The organism is Bacteroides clarus (genome assembly GCF_015555825.1).
GTDB lineage: Bacteria > Bacteroidota > Bacteroidia > Bacteroidales > Bacteroidaceae > Bacteroides > Bacteroides clarus.
On record NZ_JADNLF010000002.1, the window covers coordinates 256,567 to 273,154 of the forward strand.

Genomic DNA, 16,588 nt, shown 5'->3' on the forward strand with positions numbered 1-16,588 from the left:
TTTGCCTGTAAAGATAGGAAAATGCCACCTTATCATAAAGAGACAAAGCGGCATTTTACTTTTAGAGAAGGTTTTGCATGGCAGTATCTATCTGTTCATTATCGAAGCTGTCAAGATAGACCTGTGTTGTAGATAAGTCTGAATGTCCCAATGCTTCGCTTATTAATGCAATACTTACACCCGATTTCTTTAGGACACTTGCAAATGAATGGCGTGCAACATAGGTCGTCATGTTGGCATCAACGTTTAATTGTGTTGCAATTAGTTTTAGGTTCTTGTTGATTTTGCCTAACATTTTATGTATTCTGTTTTGCTTTTGAAGTGGTGTTTTGTGGATATTGGTATTTAAAATGGGGAATAGATAGCCTTTGCTTTCGCTTTCATATTTTTTTATAATCTGCATGGCTTCCTCTGATATGCCTAATTTTATCAGTTTACCCGTTTTCTGACGTATATAGTGCAGTCTGCCGTTTGTAATATTAGCTTTTGTCAGATTTGCGATGTCTGTAAAATTAATACCGCCACATAGATAACTGAAAATAAATATGTCTTTACTGAGCTGGACGTATTGCCGTTTGCCAATGTTATCCACTTCTTTAGTGAATTTCAATACTTCTGTTTTGGCTATTGCCCGTTTCTGTGTTTTTGTATCGAACTTGTTGATTTTATATTCGTCAAAGGGATAATCAGATTTGCGGGCGCATTTAGCTTTTATGGCTTTATTGTATGCACTACGGAGAGTACGGAACATTAGGCTCATGGTTGTTTCTTTATTGCCTTTGGAACGCAACCATTTCTCATATTTGTTAAGCCACGATACATCTATTGCGCTGAACGGTATATCTAATTGATTTTTTGTGAATACTTTCAAAGAGTTGTAAGAACTTTTATAGATAAGCCTGTTGCCACATTTATCATTGCTCTTGCATTGTTCAATCAATTCTTGGTAGAATTGGCTGACTGTTTTCAGTTCAAACTTTTTGTTTTCGTCATTGAGTAAAGTAGTGGTAGTATATTCTTTTTGTTCAGAGTTGAACTCTAACATTCGTTGCTGTAACTCTGTTTGTTTATCAAGAATGATTTTCTGAATATACTCTTTATTGGGACAGTTCGGTTTCGGCTTATTTCGTGTGAAGTCCCAATAACGGGGTAGGACAGATATGCCTAAACTTTGGTATTTCTTCTTTCCGTCTTTACAAATACGGAGCATTAATGGATATTCACCATTGGCTAAAATTTTCCACTTGTAGCATACTACATTAATCGTTGCGTTCATTAGATTTTGGTTGAACTCTTGGTTGAACTCGTAGGGTCAACTGTGGGTTCAACCGCTATTGCTACAAAACAAAAATCAGATAGAAATCTTGCGATAACTATCTGATTTTCAGAAGAGCGGAAGACGGGGCTCAAACCCGCGACCCTCAGCTTGGAAGGCTAATGCTCTATCAACTGAGCTACTTCCGCAATTTTAGTGGGCAAAGATGGATTCGAACCACCGAAGGCGTAAGCCAGCAGATTTACAGTCTGCCCCATTTGGCCACTCTGGTATTTGCCCTTTTGCTACCGAGAACTCCTTAAATCTCTCTTTAAGCAGCTTTGTTTCTCAATTGCGGTGCAAAGATACGACTATTTTTGTAAACTCCAAGCAAAATCTATCATTTTTATTGCAGTAATTGCACATTCATCGCCTTTGTTACCCAGCTTGCCGCCTGCACGGTCCTCTGCTTGCTCCATTGTATTGGTGGTAATTAATCCGTAAATTACTGGAACATCGCCACTTGCGTTTAATTGGGTGATTCCTTGCGTTGCGCCCATGCAAACGTAATCAAAATGCGGTGTATCTCCACGAACTACGCAACCAATTGCAATTACAGCATCGACTTCGCTGTATTCTATAATTTGATTGGCGCCGAAAGTCAACTCGAAACTACCGGGTACGGTTTTTATCATGATATTTTCGTCTTTCGCTCCGTGTTTTTTTAAGGTATCGACCGCTCCTTTTAAAAGAGCGCCGGTGATATTGTAGTTCCATTCGGATACTACGATGCCGAATTTCATATTCTCTGCACTGGGTACTGAATTGAAATCATAATCCGAAAGGTTGTGATAAGCTGTAGCCATGATGAATTAAAGATTAAGAATTAAATAATAGGAAAGTATAAAAGAGGAGCACGGATTACACGGCGCTCACGGTTTTGACTTCCGTGTATATCCGTGTAATCCGTGCTCGAAATATCTTATATATAATAAGGTATAAATTACTTCTTCAAGAGCTTGGCTTGTTCGATGTATTTATCAATGTCCATAGCCTGATATGAACGGAAGTATTTATCCTTAATGGAAGTATATGCCTTGATAGCATCGTCGTACTTACCCTGCTTAACCAGGATTTCTCCGGCTTGCTTCAAGTAGATGGGGCTGAGCGTATTGTTATCGGCTTCGTCGGCGGCTTTCAGCAACATGGAAGATGCCTTGTCGAGTTGACCGAGCTGAGCGTAGCAGTTACCCATGGCGCCTTTCATGGCGGGAGCTACCATCTGGTCGTCTCCGTCAAAGCTGTCCAATGCTTTTACGGCTTCGTCGAATTTGCCGAGATGTGCATAGCAAAGACCTGCGTAGGCTTTTGCAAGGTTGGCTGCGTCTGTACCGCTGTATTGGTCGGCTATCTTGATGAAACCTACGTAACCGATGCTGTCACCGTTCAAGGCTTCTGCGAAAGCGTCGGCTTCAAAGTATTCCTGTCCTTTGAAAAGAGCTGCCTGCGCTTTTTCCTCACGAGGTTCCGCATAGAGGTTCTTGTACATTACTATACCTGCTATAATGATGATTATAGCCAAAATAGCACCGATGATTGCCTTTTTGTTCTTGATGAGAAATGCCTCTGATTGTGTAAGTGCGTCTTCCACGTTTAAGGCTTCGTTCGTCTTCTTTTGTTCTGCCATTTTTTATATATTCTTTTTGTTATTATTCATTAATAGCTGATTCGACCCGCAAAAGTAAGTTTTTTATAGCTATCAACGAAATTTAGCGGCATCTTTTTTTATTTTACATCTCAAAACCGCGGAATTATTTTGCTTTGTATTCTCTTTATTTAAAAATGAAGAGAAGCCGCACTTCGGCAGAATAAGATGAATGACTTCGTTTTATTCTGCTCTCGGTTTAAATGAATTCTTCACGCTTGTAAGAGGAAACAAGTATCCTCTTGACTTACTTAATCGGAATTTTGCATTATCTTTGCGTGGAAAAGCAAAGATAAGCCGTCATATGATACTGAAGCGTATATCCATACTCAATTATAAGAATCTGGAGCAAGTGGAACTCGCGTTCTCTCCGAAGCTGAATACCTTTTTCGGACAGAACGGAATGGGAAAGACTAACTTGCTGGATGCCGTTTATTTCCTTTCTTTCTGCAAGAGCGCGGGCAACCCCATTGACTCGCAGAATATAAGGCATGATGCGGACTTCTTTGTGATTCAGGGATTTTATGAGGCTGCCGACGGTACGCCGGAAGAAATTTACTGCGGCATGAAACGACGGCAGAAAAAGCAGTTCAAGCGGAACAAGAAGGAGTACACGCGTTTGTCCGACCATATCGGTTTCTTGCCGCTGGTAATGGTGTCTCCCGCCGATTCGGCATTGATAAACGGAGGCAGTGATGAGCGTCGCCGCTTTATGGATGTCGTGATTTCACAGTACGACAAAGAATATCTGGATGCGCTGATTCGTTACAACAAGGCATTGGCGCAGCGAAATACATTGCTTAAAAGCGAAACGCCGGTAGAAGAAGAACTTTTTCTGGTGTGGGAAGAGATGATGGCGCAAGCCGGTGAAGTGGTGTTCCGTAAGCGGGAAGAGTTTATCAGGGAATTCATTCCGATTTTCCAGTCTTTTTATTCGTTCATTTCGCAGGACAAGGAGAAAGTCGGGTTGACTTATGATTCGCATGCCCGTGACGCTTCCCTGCTGGAAGTGCTGAAAGAGAGCCGTATGCGCGATCAGATTATGGGATTTTCCCTGCGTGGCGTACATAAAGACGAATTGAATATGTTGCTGGGTGATTTCCCTATCAAGCGGGAAGGCTCGCAAGGGCAGAACAAAACGTATCTGGTGGCTTTGAAGCTGGCGCAGTTCGACTTTTTGAAACGGACGGGTACTACGGTTCCGTTGTTGTTGCTCGATGATATTTTTGATAAACTGGATGCTTCGCGCGTGGAGCAGATCATCAAACTGGTGGCAGGCGATAATTTCGGGCAGATTTTCATTACGGATACCAACCGCGAACACTTAGACCGCATTTTGCATAAGGTAGGCAGCGATTATAAGATGTTTCGCGTAGAGAAAGGAGCCGTTTCCGAAATGGCTGGAAACCAAACATTGACCGATGAGGAGAGTGAAGCATGAAACGGAATGATGCCGAACAGATAGGTAAACTGATACGGAGCTTCCTGCGGCAGGAAAGCTTGGAATCGCCGCTGAATGAGCGGCGGCTTATCAGTTCATGGGCCGAGGTGCTGGGACCGACCATCGCATCTTACACGCGCGAACTTTATATTAAGAACCAGGTGTTGTACGTGCATCTTACTTCCGCCGCTCTCCGTCAGGAACTGATGATGGGACGGGACTTATTGGTAAGGAATCTGAACCGGCACGTAGGAGCGCAGGTGATTACCAATATCATATTCCGGTGATATGTGTACGCTTTACGCAGCTTTCTTTTAGCGTATCATTCTTAGCGTGTCTGTTGTTTTAATCTTCAAATCTTTCAGTTCCTGTACGGCACGTCCGTAATAAACGGGAGTTTCAAAATCTTTATTATTGTGCGCATCCATTCCGATAATGGCTGTACATCCCTCGTTGGCGGCAATGCGCCAGAAATCCGGACAGGGATAAGTGGTCAATCCATGCGCTTCGTTGTAGGCCACATAGCCTATATTATATTCCAGCGGAATATTGAGACGCGCCGCAGCCCGGCAGATATGGCGGCTGATTGCGGTGCAGTGGTGGTCGAACCGGGGATAAGAGCGCATGAACAGGTCGGGGTGGGCAAGGCAACTGTACAGGCCGCTTTCCATGCCTTCGACGGCGCTCTCCTCGTACAGGTCGAGCATATCCCGGCTGTCTGTGTGGTGTCCGAAGTAAGGGAACTTCTCGTCCGTATGGAAATGGTGGTTGCCGAAAATGATATAATCCAGCCGATATTGTTTAATCTGTTCTTTCAGCCAGGGAATATAGTCGGGGAAGTATTCGCATTCCAACCCTATCTTTATCCGGATTTGCTCTTGATACTTCTCTCGCAGATGTTGCAGGCTTTCGATATAGCCCGGCAGTTCTTCGGGAAGCATACGCATATCGGCTACGTAGTCGGTACGGTATTTCCAGGGAGTGTGGTCTGAGAAACCGAGTATTTGAAAACCGCCTTTGATAGCGCTGAGAACGTACTCTTCATCGCTTCCGACGGCATGCATGCAGCGTGTGGTATGAGTGTGATAGTTAGTTTTCATTGTTGTGTTATGACTTCATCCATACGGATGTCGAAAGGCTCCGCAGGAACTTCTTCTACGAGTTGAAACGGGAAACAGATGCCGGCTTTGTATGCAGAGGGTATGCGGGGAAGCAGTCGGTCGTAATATCCCTTCCCGCGTCCCAAACGATTTCCGTTGCGGTCGAACGCTACGCCCGGAACAGCGATAAAGTCTATTGCGGCGTAGTCGGTGAACAATGCTCCGGTAGGCTCCTCAATGCCGTATGCTCCCGGGGTAAGGTCTGCGGGGCCTGTATAGACGCGAAGTTCCAAATCGTCACCTACGACGACGGGCAGAAGTATCTGTTTCTTTGTACTCCATTTTCGGATGAAGTTGTGCGTATCTACTTCATCCGGTAAGGAGTGGTACAGCAATATTATGTTTGCCGCCCTGAAAGCCGGGTGCGTTTCGAGGGCGGCAAGTATCTCAGCAGACTGCGACTGATGCGTAATGGTAGATTTGTGAAGGGTCTTCAACAAAGCCATACGCTTGCGCAGTTCTTTTTTCTTTTCCATCAGCATTCTCCTCTTCTTGGCCGGCTTGTAGCGGAGCTTTCGGGAAAGCCTCGTCACGTTCCAGAATTTCCAACGCTTTCTTTACGGTAGCGTCACTCTCGTTGACATACCGGATATAGGCCTCTTTACCCAATGTATTGTAGATGATATTGCCGTAGAGGTTTCGTTCCAGCAGTTTATAGGAACGGTGTATCAGCAGATTGCGCCTTTTTACTCCTTTGGAATCGGCAAAACGTATGAATTGCTCTACGATACCTTGGTGACGTAGGTATTTCAGTAAATCCTGTTCATTCTCGAACGTACTCAACTTGGCACGGTTGCGGTCGGTATATTGGAAGCTGAACTGTATAATCAGCCCTTTGTTGCCGACCTCTATCAGATAGGAGGATACTCCGGTCGTGTCTTGCGGTACGAATACGTCGGGCATGATGCCGCCGCCGCCATAAACGGGGCGTCCCAGCCCGGTGGAGTAGCGCAGGTTTTCGTCGAGCTTGATACTGTCTTTAGAGAAGAACTCTCCATGTTCGTAGCGGGTCAGCCAGTCCATTTCGTATTTGGAGTCTTTTCCGCTTTCGTAGGGGCGTTGGATGCAACGTCCGGACGGGGTGTAGTAGCGGGCGATAGTCAGGCGGATGGCCGAACCGTCACTGAAGTCGATAGGTTGTTGCACCAAACCCTTACCGAACGAGCGACGGCCTACGATGGTTCCCCGGTCGTTATCCTGAATGGCGCCTGCAAAGATTTCGCTGGCAGAGGCCGAGCCTTCGTCCACCAATACTACGAGCGGTGTCTTTTGGCAACTGCCCGTACCGTTGGCATACTCTTCCATACGGGGATATTTACGTCCCTGTGTATATACGATGAGCTTTCCTTCCGGAAGGAATTCGTTTACCATACGTGTGGCGGCTTCCATGTAACCGCCGGTATTGCCGCGCAGGTCGATGATGAAACCCTTGCACTTCTGGTGACTCAGTTGGGCTATGGCATTCAGCAACTCCACGTGTGAGGTACGTCCGAACTTGCTGACTTGTATGTAGCCGAAATCATCGTTGAGCATATAGGCGGCGTCAATCGTGTTTTGAGGAATGTCTCCGCGCGTAATGGTAAAGTCCAGCAACTCTTTTTCGGTGGCACGCTTTACTCCTAATTTCACTTGTGTGCCTTTAGGGCCTTTCAGGTTGCGCATGGCTTTTTCATTAGTCAGCCCTTTGCCGACGAACAAGCTGTCGTTGACCATGACGATGCGGTCGCCTGCCATTAGTCCTACCTTTTCGGATGGGCCGCCCTGAATAACGCTGTTCACGTGTATGGTATCTTCCTGTATCGTAAACTGGATACCGATACCGCTGAAACTGCCTTCCAACTCGGAGTTGACTTCTTCCAGCTTCTGTGCGGGAATATAAGTGGAGTGGGGGTCAAGCTCCGCCAATATCTGCGGCATGGCTTTTTCTACCAAGTCGGTCATGTCGACACTGTCTACATACTGGTCGTCCACCACTCGCAGCAAGGCGTTCAGCTTGTTGGACGAGCCGTTGATAATACCCAAACGGTTTCCTGCGAAGTGTTTGGCATAAAACGTTCCGATAAGGATACCCGCTACTACACTGATTGCAATAATAAGCGGTGTGAAACGGGAAGAGTTCTTTGTACCCATAATGATATGTACTATTTTACAATTTACTATTTACTGTTTTGGCTGCGCATGAGGTTGTAGGCTGTCGACTTTCAGCTTTCAATGCTCCGCTGAAACAAATATTACCTCGATGCCTGCTCGTTTCAGCAGTTCGATACCGTCTTCCAGCCGATATTTTTCGGAGTATACGACACGCTTGATACCTGCCTGGATGATGAGCTTGGCACATTCTATGCAAGGGGAAGCCGTGACGTACATGGTGGCTCCGTTACTGCTGTTGTTGGAGCGCGCTATCTTGGTAATGGCATTGGCTTCGGCGTGGAGTACATACGGTTTGGTGACATTGTTTTCGTCTTCGCATACATTCTCAAAACCGGATGGCGTGCCGTTGTATCCGTCCGAGATAATCATTTTATCTTTTACGATGAGTGCGCCTACCTGGCGGCGTTGGCAGTAAGAGTTTTCCGCCCAGATGCTTGCCATGCGTATATAACGCTTGTCCAACGCTTCTTGTTTGCTTCTCGTAGTCTCGTCCATATCTTCAGTTGTATTTAGCGGGCTGTGAATCCCATGACTTTCGTTGTATTTCCGTCTTTAAAGTAGAGGGTCAGATTGTGTATATCCCCCTCGTACTTGAATACGTTCAGCACGCCGTTGATGAATACCTTTGCCAGTTTATCGCTTTCCGTACCGATAACTTTTCCGCCGATGTTTATGGTATGTTCCTTGCCGTCTATTTTCAGGGTAGCGTCATCGATGCTTGATTTGACGGCATGGGCGCTGACGGTACCGGTTACTTCTCCGTTTACTTCGGCGCAGTTGAAGTTCAAAGTGAAGTTTCCATCTGTTTTGAGCAGTTCACGACTGGCTTTCTCTTCGGCTTCGTTATTCCACAAACCTTGATAGAATTGTTCTTTCCCTTTTTCGGTGGCTATGCGGCTCAGCTTCCAGGTTTTGTTGTTGAAGATTTCCATTACGTCGTCCTCATTGTTGCAGGCGCTGAAACCGAGAAGTATAGCCAGCAGCATCAGGCTGCAGCCTATCGTCTTTATATTTATTTTCTCTTTCATTTCTTTATTCCGTTTCTGATTAATAGTGCGTCTATGGTCGGCTCTTGTCCGCGAAAACGTTTATAGAGTGTCATCGGATGTTCCGTTCCGCCCTTCGATAGGATGTTTTTGCGGAAAGAGCCGGCTACATCCGGATTGAAGATACCACGCTGTTTAAAGAGTGAGAACGCGTCTGCATCCAATACTTCCGCCCATTTATAGCTGTAATATCCGGCAGAATATCCGCCGGCAAAGATATGTGAGAACTGGGTGCTCATACAGGTTTCCTCTACAACGGGAAGGATTTGAGCTTTTTTCCAAGCCTGTTTCTCATAGGCTTTGACGTCTCCTTCGAATGGCGTGTTACGCGTGTACCATGCCATATCCAGCAATCCGAAACTTACTTGGCGCAGGCAGGCATAGGCTACGTTGAAATTCGATGAGTCTACGATGCGCTGTACCAATTCGTCGGATATGAGTTCTCCGGTTTGGTAGTGGCGGGCAAAGGTGTGCAGGAACTCTTTTTGGGTGGCGAAGTTCTCCATGAACTGAGAAGGCAGTTCCACAAAATCCCAATAGACGTTTGTGCCGCTCAGGCTTTCGTAAGTGGAGTCGGCGAATATTTCGTGCAGGCTGTGCCCGAACTCGTGCAGGAAAGTTTCCACTTCATTGAAAGTCAGCAGGGCGGGAGTGTTCTGCGTGGGCTTGGTGAAGTTCATTACGATAGATACGTGCGGGCGGCTGTTCTCGCCGCTTGCTTCGTCTATCCACTGCCCTTTGTAGCTCGTCATCCACGCCCCCGAACGTTTTCCGGTTCTGGGATGGAAGTCGGTATAGAGCACGGCAAGATATGTGCCGTCCTTGTCGAATACTTCGTAGGCTTCCACATCTTTGTGATAGACGGGAATATCTGCGTTTTTCTTGAAGGTGATGCCGTATAGCTTGCTTGCCAGTCCGAATACACCTTCTTTTACTTTGCTCAGCTCAAAGTAGGGGCGGAGCATTTCGTCGTTGATGCTGAACTTCCGGTCTTTCAGTTTTTGAGAGTAATAACTCCAGTCCCATGGCATCAGGATAAAGTCGGCTTCTTCTTCACTGCGTGCCAATGCCTGTACTTCGTCATATTCTTTTTGTGCGGTGGGCGTATAGGCTTCCAACAATTGATTTAACAGTTTGTATACGGTATCGCTGTTTTGAGCCATTCGCTCTTTCAGGTTGTATTCGGCAAAGTTATCATAACCCAGCAACCGGGCTATCTCCATGTGGATGTTGGCAATCTTCTTTACGATTTCCAGATTGTTGCAGGCATTGTCGTGCGTACACTTCGTATTATATGCCATGTATAGCTCACGGCGTAGGTCGCGATTGTCGGCATACGTCATAAAGGGGCTGTAGCTTGGGGCGTGCAAGGTAAATACCCAACCCTCTACACCTTTTTCCTGTGCGGTTTCTGCGGCGGCGTCAATGGCGCTTTCAGGTAAGCCGGAGAGTTGGGACTTCTCGATGAGCACCAATCGGTAATCGTTCGTTTCTTTCAGGGTGTTTTCACTGAATTGAAGTGTCAGCAGGCTCAGTTCCTTGCATAAGTTGCGGTACTGTTCTTTGGCGTCTCCTTGCAAGTTTGCCCCGTTACGTACGAAGCCGGTATAAATATCTTCCAATAATTTGGATTGTTCCGGGGTAAGTTTTGCCTTGTCAGCCAGCTCATATACGGTTTTGATGCGGGCAAACAGCTTTTCGTTGAGGCTGATGTTGTTCTCATGCTCGCTCATCAGCGGCATGATTTCCCGTGCGAGCTCCTGTAATGCGTCGTCGGTTTCAGCACTGAGCAGATTGCCGAATACGGTATTGACACGATGCAGTAATTCACCGGACTTTTCATAGGGTACTATTGTATTCTCAAAAGTCGGTGCGTCGGGATTATTGATGATGGCGTCTATCTCTCCATTTTGCCGGCGGATGCCTTCATGGATGGCAGGCGCATAATGTTCGGTCTTTATCAGGTTGAAAGGAACAGTCCCGTGCGGAGTAGAATAAATTTCAAAGAAAGGGTTTGAGGCTTGTATCTTGTTCATGATTAATAATGCAAATTAAATGTTAGTTCGACTATACTTACCTGTAATTTATCCAATTTATCAGGTAAAGAATATTCTAACTGCAAATGTGCAAAAAAAATAGGCGACTTCATAAAAGAAGCCGCCTATTTTTTATTATTTTCTAACTGTATATTAGCAGTTAACAGATGCCATGTGAGCGATCAGGTCAAGAACCTTGTTAGAATAACCGATTTCGTTGTCGTACCAAGATACAACTTTAACGAAAGTGTCAGTCAAAGCGATACCAGCCTTAGCGTCGAAGATAGAAGTACGAGTGTCACCCAAGAAGTCAGAAGAAACCACTGCATCTTCAGTGTAACCCAGAACACCCTTCAATTCGCCTTCAGCAGCTTCCTTCATGGCAGCGCAGATTTCAGCGTAAGTAGCCGGTTTAGCCAAGTTAACTGTCAAGTCAACTACAGAAACGTCCAAAGTCGGAACACGCATAGACATACCGGTCAGTTTACCGTTCAAAGCCGGGATAACTTTACCTACAGCCTTAGCAGCACCTGTAGAAGAAGGGATGATGTTACCTGCAGCGGCACGACCACCTCTCCAGTCTTTCATAGAAGGACCGTCAACTGTTTTCTGAGTAGCAGTTGTAGAGTGAACGGTAGTCATCAAACCGTCAGTGATACCCCATTTGTCGTTCAATACTTTAGCGATAGGAGCCAAGCAGTTAGTAGTACAAGAAGCGTTAGATACGAATTGAGTACCCTTAACGTAAGTCTTCTCGTTAACACCGCAAACGAACATCGGAGTGTCATCCTTAGAAGGAGCAGACATTACAACGTATTTTGCACCTGCTTCGATGTGAGCCTGAGCTTTGTCTTTGCTCAAGAACAAACCTGTAGATTCAACTACGTATTCAGCGCCTACTTCGTTCCATTTCAAGTCAGCCGGGTTTCTTTCAGCAGTGATGCGGATAGCCTGACCGTTAACGATCAGCTTGCTGTTTTCAACATCAGCTTCGATAGTACCGTCGAATTGACCGTGCATTGTATCGTACTTCAACATGTAAGCCAAGTAATCTACCGGGCAAAGGTCGTTAATACCAACGATTTGGATATCGTTTCTTTTCATTGCAGCGCGGAATACGAAACGTCCGATACGTCCGAATCCATTAATACCTACTTTAATCATTTTGTTTAAACTTTTAAGGGTTTTATAATGTTTAAAAAATAAACTTTCAAACTTTTCCTACAATTCTTTTGGAATTGCGGTGCAAAAGTAAGAAAATGTTTTTATATTCGTACTTAAAATCATAATTAAATAATTGAAAAGATGGGAAAAAGTTCATTTTTACAGGAATTTAAGGCTTTTGCCATGAAAGGTAATGTGGTGGATATGGCTGTCGGTGTCATCATCGGCGGTGCGTTTGGCAAAATCGTGTCTTCTGTCGTGGCCGATGTGATTATGCCGCCTTTGGGTTTGCTGATCGGTGGCGTAAATTTTACCGACTTAAAGTGGGTGATGAAGCCTGCCGAAGTGGTAGACGGTAAGGAGATTGCAGCCGTAACGCTGAATTACGGTAACTTTCTGCAGGCTACTTTCGACTTCCTCATTATCGCTTTCTCCATCTTTATGTTTATTAAGCTGATAACCAAGTTGACGGAAAAGAAGAAAGCGGAAGCGCCTGCCGCTCCTCCTGCACCGCCCGCACCGAGCAAGGAAGAAGTGTTGCTGACTGAAATCCGCGATATCTTGAAAGAAAAATAATCATTGGTCCTTTATTTGTAAGGACAGTTCATGGGATGTGCCAAAATGATGATTAATCGTCATTTTGACACATCTTCTTCATTGGATAAAAAGATTGTTATTTAGTCTTCCTTCAAGTTGTATTTCAGTCTTTGATATTTGCGGGTGGTTTCCCGTTGAAGGCCGCTAAGCGTACTGATTTCAATGGATAGTTGTTGAAGGTCGGGATTGGTTTCTTTAAGAATGCGTTCTGTCTTATAATTGTAGATTTCCGGAACGATTTCCCGATTCTTTTTACATTCATTCAATAAATAGTAAGCGCAGGCAATGTAATGTTCCTTGATGGCTTTGCGTCTTTTTTCAAGTAAGGGGCGGTAAGCTTTATCCTCCTTGTATATACGCTGGTAGAAACCATCCAAAGCAACTTTACGGTCTTTCTTCTGCTCTGTGGTGATAGCTCTTTTATATAAGGAATCAAGGGTTATGTATTCGGGATAGGATTCCAGTAATGCGTCAAATTCTTTTTTTGCTTCTTCGTAAGCCAATCTCAACGGTTCCAGTTCTTGCGGTTTGATGGTGGTGGCAAGTTGTACTAACCGGGGTTCCTGATTGAAGTTTGTGATTCTGGAGAGCTTCTTGCAATACTCTATATACTTTTCCGTCAGTTCCCAATTGTACTGTAAAGTTTTCTCTTGTAAGTCGGCTTGTATATTTGTCAATGCATTTTCCAATAAAGCGATTTCGTTCTGTAATGAATCTGCCTTGGAGAGCGTTTGGGCTGTTACCGGTAATAGACAGCAAACAGCAAAGGTTAGAGATAGGATGCTTTTCTTCATGATAGTAGATTTACTTTGGTTAGTTATTTCGAGGGCAAATATAAATTCTTTACTTTATAAATCCAATAAATTCTTTATATTTTAGGTAAATACAGACTCCATTCGCAGGTAAAGTGTATTCTTTCCATACTGAAGTGTGGATATACTTTCCGGGAAGGCGGGAAAGGCGATACGAAGAATTCTCCCGCAATATTTCTTTCAGTTTTAGAAATAATCGTATCTTTGTGCTCCAAATTATTAACACCTCTGTTTCTATGCAAGAAAAGATTATCATTCTTGATTTCGGTTCGCAAACTACGCAGCTCATCGGCCGCCGGTTACGCGAACTAAATGTCTATTGCGAGATTGTGCCTTACAACAAATTTCCTCAGGGAGATGCGAGTGTAAAAGGAGTTATCCTTTCGGGTAGCCCCTTTTCTGTTTATGACAAGAGCGCATTCAAGGTGGATTTGAGCGATATTCGCGGGAAATACCCCATTTTGGGTATCTGCTACGGTGCGCAGTTTATCTCTTATAGTAACGGCGGACGGGTGGAGCCGGCAGGAACCCGCGAGTATGGACGTGCTCATCTTGGCTTCTTTGATTCGGAGAACATCCTTTTCAAAGGGATAAGGAAAAATACCCAGGTATGGATGAGTCATGGAGATACGATTACTGCCATTCCCGATAACTTCAAGGTTATAGCTTCTACGGATAAGGTGGCGATTGCCGCCTATCAAGTGACCGGCGAGAAAATCTGGGGAGTACAGTTCCATCCGGAAGTGTATCATAGTGAGGATGGTACGCAGATGTTGCGCAACTTTGTGGTGGACGTTTGCGGTTGCAGCCAGAGTTGGAGTGCCGCATCGTTTGTAGATACCACTGTCGCCGAACTGAAGGAGCAGCTTGGCAATGACCGCGTTATCCTGGGACTGAGTGGCGGTGTAGATTCTTCGGTGGCCGCCGTATTGTTGCATCGTGCCATCGGCAAGAATCTGACCTGTATTTTTGTAGATCATGGTCTGCTCCGCAAGAACGAATTCAGGAATGTGATGCGCGACTACGAGTGTCTGGGACTGAACGTAATTGGTGTAGATGCTAGCGCGAAGTTTTTCAAGGATTTGGAGGGAGTGACCGAGCCCGAACAGAAGCGTAAAATCATCGGTCGTGATTTTATCGAAGTATTTGATGCCGAAGCGCACAAGATAACCGATGCCCGCTGGTTGGCGCAAGGTACCATTTATCCCGACCGCATCGAGAGCTTGAACATTACGGGTAAGACTATCAAAAGCCATCACAATGTGGGCGGTCTGCCCGAGGAGATGAATCTCCGCCTGTGCGAGCCGTTACAATGGCTGTTCAAAGATGAGGTTCGCCGCGTGGGACGTGAATTGGGAATGCCCGAACATTTGATTACCCGTCATCCTTTCCCCGGCCCGGGATTGGCAGTCCGTATTCTGGGAGATATAACGCCGGAGAAGGTACGTACCCTGCAGGAAGCCGACGATATTTTCATTCAGGGCCTGCGTGACTGGAAGGTTCAGGATACCGCAGGAAACGAGACATCACTCTACAATCAGGTTTGGCAGGCGGGCGTCATTCTTCTGCCGGTGCAGAGTGTGGGTGTGATGGGCGACGAGCGTACCTATGAACGTGCGGTGGCTTTGCGTGCCGTTACTTCCACCGATGCCATGACGGCGGACTGGGCGCATCTGCCCTACGAATTCCTGGGCAAGGTATCCAATGATATTATAAATAAGGTGAAAGGCGTGAACCGCGTAACCTATGATATATCTTCAAAACCACCCAGCACAATAGAGTGGGAATAAGACCGACTGAAATTATTAACTTAAAAAATAATATAGAAGAATGAAGCAGGATATGATTGTGATTCTGGATTTGGGAAGTCACGAAAACACGGTGCTTGCCAGAGCGATTCGTGCGTTGGGAGTATATAGCGAAATCTACCCGCACGACATTACCGCCGCCGAACTGAAGGCCTTGCCGAATGTAAAAGGCGTTATCATCAACGGTGGTCCCAATAATGTGATTGACGGGGTATCCATCGACGTACTGCCCGAGATTTATGAAGCGGGATTCCCTGTAATGGCTGCCGGTCATGATAAGGCTTTGTGCGAAGTGAAACTTCCCCGGTTTACAGATGATGTGGAAGCCATTAAAAACGCGGTCAAGTCTTTTGTATTCGATACTTGTAAGGCTGAAGCCAACTGGAATATGACAAATTTCGTCAATGACCAGATAGAACTGATACGTCGCCAGGTAGGTGACCGTAAGGTACTGTTGGCGCTGTCCGGCGGTGTGGATAGTTCTGTGGTGGCTGCGCTGTTGCTAAAAGCTATCGGTGACAATCTGGTGTGCGTACATGTGAATCATGGACTGATGCGTAAGGGTGAGTCGGAAGCCGTTATCGAAATTTTCAAGAATAAGCTGAACGCTAACCTTGTTTATGTGGATGCTACAGATCGTTTCTTGGATAAGCTGGCAGGCGTAGCCGACCCCGAGCAGAAGCGTAAGATTATCGGTGGCGAGTTTATCCGTGTCTTTGAGGAAGAGGCCCGTAAGTTGGACGGCATCGACTTCTTGGGACAAGGCACTATTTATCCTGATATTGTAGAGAGCGGTACCAAGACTGCCAAGATGGTGAAGTCTCATCATAATGTAGGCGGTTTGCCTGAAGATTTGCAGTTTGAATTGGTAGAGCCGCTGCGTCAGTTGTTCAAGGACGAAGTACGCGCTTGCGGTCTTGAACTCGGTTTACCGTATGAAATGGTGTATCGCCAGCCTTTCCCCGGACCGGGTTTGGGTGTACGCTGCCTGGGAGCTATCACACGTGACCGTTTGGAGGCAGTCCGTGAGTCGGACGCTATCTTGCAGGAAGAATTCCGGTTGGCAGGTCTGGATAAGAAGGTATGGCAATATTTCACTGTTGTACCCGATTTCAAGTCAGTAGGTGTACGTGATAATGCCCGTTCTTTTGACTGGCCTGTCATTATCCGTGCCGTCAATACGGTGGATGCCATGACTGCCACTATCGAACCGGTGGATTGGTCTGTCCTGATGAAGATTACCGACCGTATTCTCAAGGAGGTGAAGAATGTCAACCGTGTTTGTTATGATATGTCTCCGAAGCCCAATTCTACCATTGAATGGGAATAAAATTATAGACTGATTATTTTCAGACGCGCGATGACGCGGATGACACAGACTTTTCTTCTTAGGCTGCGTCATTCGCGTCATCT

16 protein-coding genes and 2 tRNA genes are annotated in these 16,588 nt (G+C 45.7%); 5 read left to right on the forward strand and 13 right to left on the reverse strand.

The window, feature by feature from the left end; genetic code table 11:
* Nucleotides 1-61 precede the first annotated feature (61 nt).
* The 5 genes from I2F54_RS03660 to I2F54_RS03680 form a co-directional block, all read right to left on the reverse strand.
* Nucleotides 62-1,276 (reverse strand): site-specific integrase, encoded by a 1,215-nt coding sequence (locus I2F54_RS03660; RefSeq protein ID WP_195500543.1) that lies wholly within the window; start codon nt 1,274-1,276, stop codon nt 62-64.
* A gap of 115 nt (nt 1,277-1,391) precedes the next feature.
* A tRNA-Gly gene (locus I2F54_RS03665) sits at nt 1,392-1,464 on the reverse strand.
* 8 nt (nt 1,465-1,472) lie between these two features.
* Nucleotides 1,473-1,555: transfer RNA gene (locus I2F54_RS03670), tRNA-Tyr, on the reverse strand.
* A 71-nt stretch (nt 1,556-1,626) separates the two neighbouring features.
* Nucleotides 1,627-2,121, reverse strand: coding sequence for a 6,7-dimethyl-8-ribityllumazine synthase (gene ribH, locus I2F54_RS03675; RefSeq protein ID WP_009122566.1), 495 nt, complete (start codon nt 2,119-2,121; stop codon nt 1,627-1,629).
* A 137-nt stretch (nt 2,122-2,258) separates the two neighbouring features.
* Nucleotides 2,259-2,942, reverse strand: coding sequence for a tetratricopeptide repeat protein (locus I2F54_RS03680; protein ID WP_009122565.1), 684 nt, complete (start codon nt 2,940-2,942; stop codon nt 2,259-2,261).
* 322 nt (nt 2,943-3,264) lie between these two features.
* Between I2F54_RS03680 and recF the strand changes: the two genes are divergently transcribed.
* Nucleotides 3,265-4,401 carry a DNA replication/repair protein RecF gene (gene recF / locus I2F54_RS03685; RefSeq protein ID WP_195500544.1) on the forward strand — a complete coding sequence of 379 codons (1,137 nt, stop codon included), beginning with the start codon at nt 3,265-3,267 and terminating at the stop codon, nt 4,399-4,401.
* Entirely contained in the window at nt 4,398-4,688 is a 291-nt protein-coding gene (locus tag I2F54_RS03690; RefSeq protein ID WP_009122563.1) for a DciA family protein, read from the forward strand. The genes recF and I2F54_RS03690 overlap by 4 nt, the downstream gene beginning before the upstream one ends.
* Nucleotides 4,689-4,715: 27 nt before the next feature.
* Here the strand turns inward: I2F54_RS03690 and I2F54_RS03695 are convergent, their stop codons facing one another.
* The 7 genes from I2F54_RS03695 to gap all read right to left on the reverse strand — a co-directional run bounded on the left by I2F54_RS03695 (nt 4,716) and on the right by gap (nt 11,958).
* The gene (locus I2F54_RS03695; protein ID WP_087412957.1) at nt 4,716-5,501 is read right to left on the reverse strand and encodes a histidinol-phosphatase; all 786 of its coding nucleotides are present in this window, start codon (nt 5,499-5,501) and stop codon (nt 4,716-4,718) included.
* A complete protein-coding gene (locus I2F54_RS03700) occupies nt 5,498-6,007 on the reverse strand; it encodes a 5-formyltetrahydrofolate cyclo-ligase (protein ID WP_229097130.1) in 510 nt (169 codons plus the stop codon). The genes I2F54_RS03695 and I2F54_RS03700 overlap by 4 nt, the downstream gene beginning before the upstream one ends.
* Complete coding sequence (locus I2F54_RS03705) at nt 5,949-7,691, reverse strand: S41 family peptidase (protein WP_087412959.1); 1,743 nt, start codon at nt 7,689-7,691, stop codon at nt 5,949-5,951. Before I2F54_RS03705 ends, I2F54_RS03700 begins: the two co-directional genes overlap by 59 nt.
* A 78-nt stretch (nt 7,692-7,769) precedes the next feature.
* Nucleotides 7,770-8,207 (reverse strand): dCMP deaminase family protein, encoded by a 438-nt coding sequence (locus I2F54_RS03710; protein WP_009122559.1) that lies wholly within the window; start codon nt 8,205-8,207, stop codon nt 7,770-7,772.
* Nucleotides 8,208-8,221: 14 nt separating this feature from the next.
* Entirely contained in the window at nt 8,222-8,740 is a 519-nt protein-coding gene (locus I2F54_RS03715) for a DUF4847 family protein (protein WP_022217566.1), read from the reverse strand.
* Nucleotides 8,737-10,794, reverse strand: coding sequence for a M3 family metallopeptidase (locus tag I2F54_RS03720; RefSeq protein WP_195500546.1), 2,058 nt, complete (start codon nt 10,792-10,794; stop codon nt 8,737-8,739). Before I2F54_RS03720 ends, I2F54_RS03715 begins: the two co-directional genes overlap by 4 nt.
* Before the next feature lie 153 nt (nt 10,795-10,947).
* Entirely contained in the window at nt 10,948-11,958 is a 1,011-nt protein-coding gene (gene gap, locus I2F54_RS03725) for a type I glyceraldehyde-3-phosphate dehydrogenase (protein ID WP_009122556.1), read from the reverse strand.
* Nucleotides 11,959-12,099: 141 nt separating this feature from the next.
* On the opposite strand from gap, the gene mscL reads away from it, so the two are divergent.
* A complete protein-coding gene (gene mscL / locus I2F54_RS03730) occupies nt 12,100-12,534 on the forward strand; it encodes a large-conductance mechanosensitive channel protein MscL (RefSeq protein WP_009122555.1) in 435 nt (144 codons plus the stop codon).
* A gap of 101 nt (nt 12,535-12,635) precedes the next feature.
* On the opposite strand, the gene I2F54_RS03735 is transcribed toward mscL, so the two are convergent.
* Nucleotides 12,636-13,349: a DUF5039 family protein gene (locus I2F54_RS03735; protein WP_087412962.1), complete on the reverse strand. Its 714-nt coding sequence runs from the start codon at nt 13,347-13,349 to the stop codon at nt 12,636-12,638.
* Nucleotides 13,350-13,603: 254 nt separating this feature from the next.
* Between I2F54_RS03735 and guaA (I2F54_RS03740) the strand changes: the two genes are divergently transcribed.
* Nucleotides 13,604-15,157 (forward strand): glutamine-hydrolyzing GMP synthase, encoded by a 1,554-nt coding sequence (gene guaA / locus I2F54_RS03740; protein ID WP_087425122.1) that lies wholly within the window; start codon nt 13,604-13,606, stop codon nt 15,155-15,157.
* 40 nt (nt 15,158-15,197) lie between these two features.
* Nucleotides 15,198-16,505 (forward strand): glutamine-hydrolyzing GMP synthase, encoded by a 1,308-nt coding sequence (guaA, locus tag I2F54_RS03745; RefSeq protein ID WP_009122551.1) that lies wholly within the window; start codon nt 15,198-15,200, stop codon nt 16,503-16,505.
* Nucleotides 16,506-16,588: the final 83 nt, after the last annotated feature.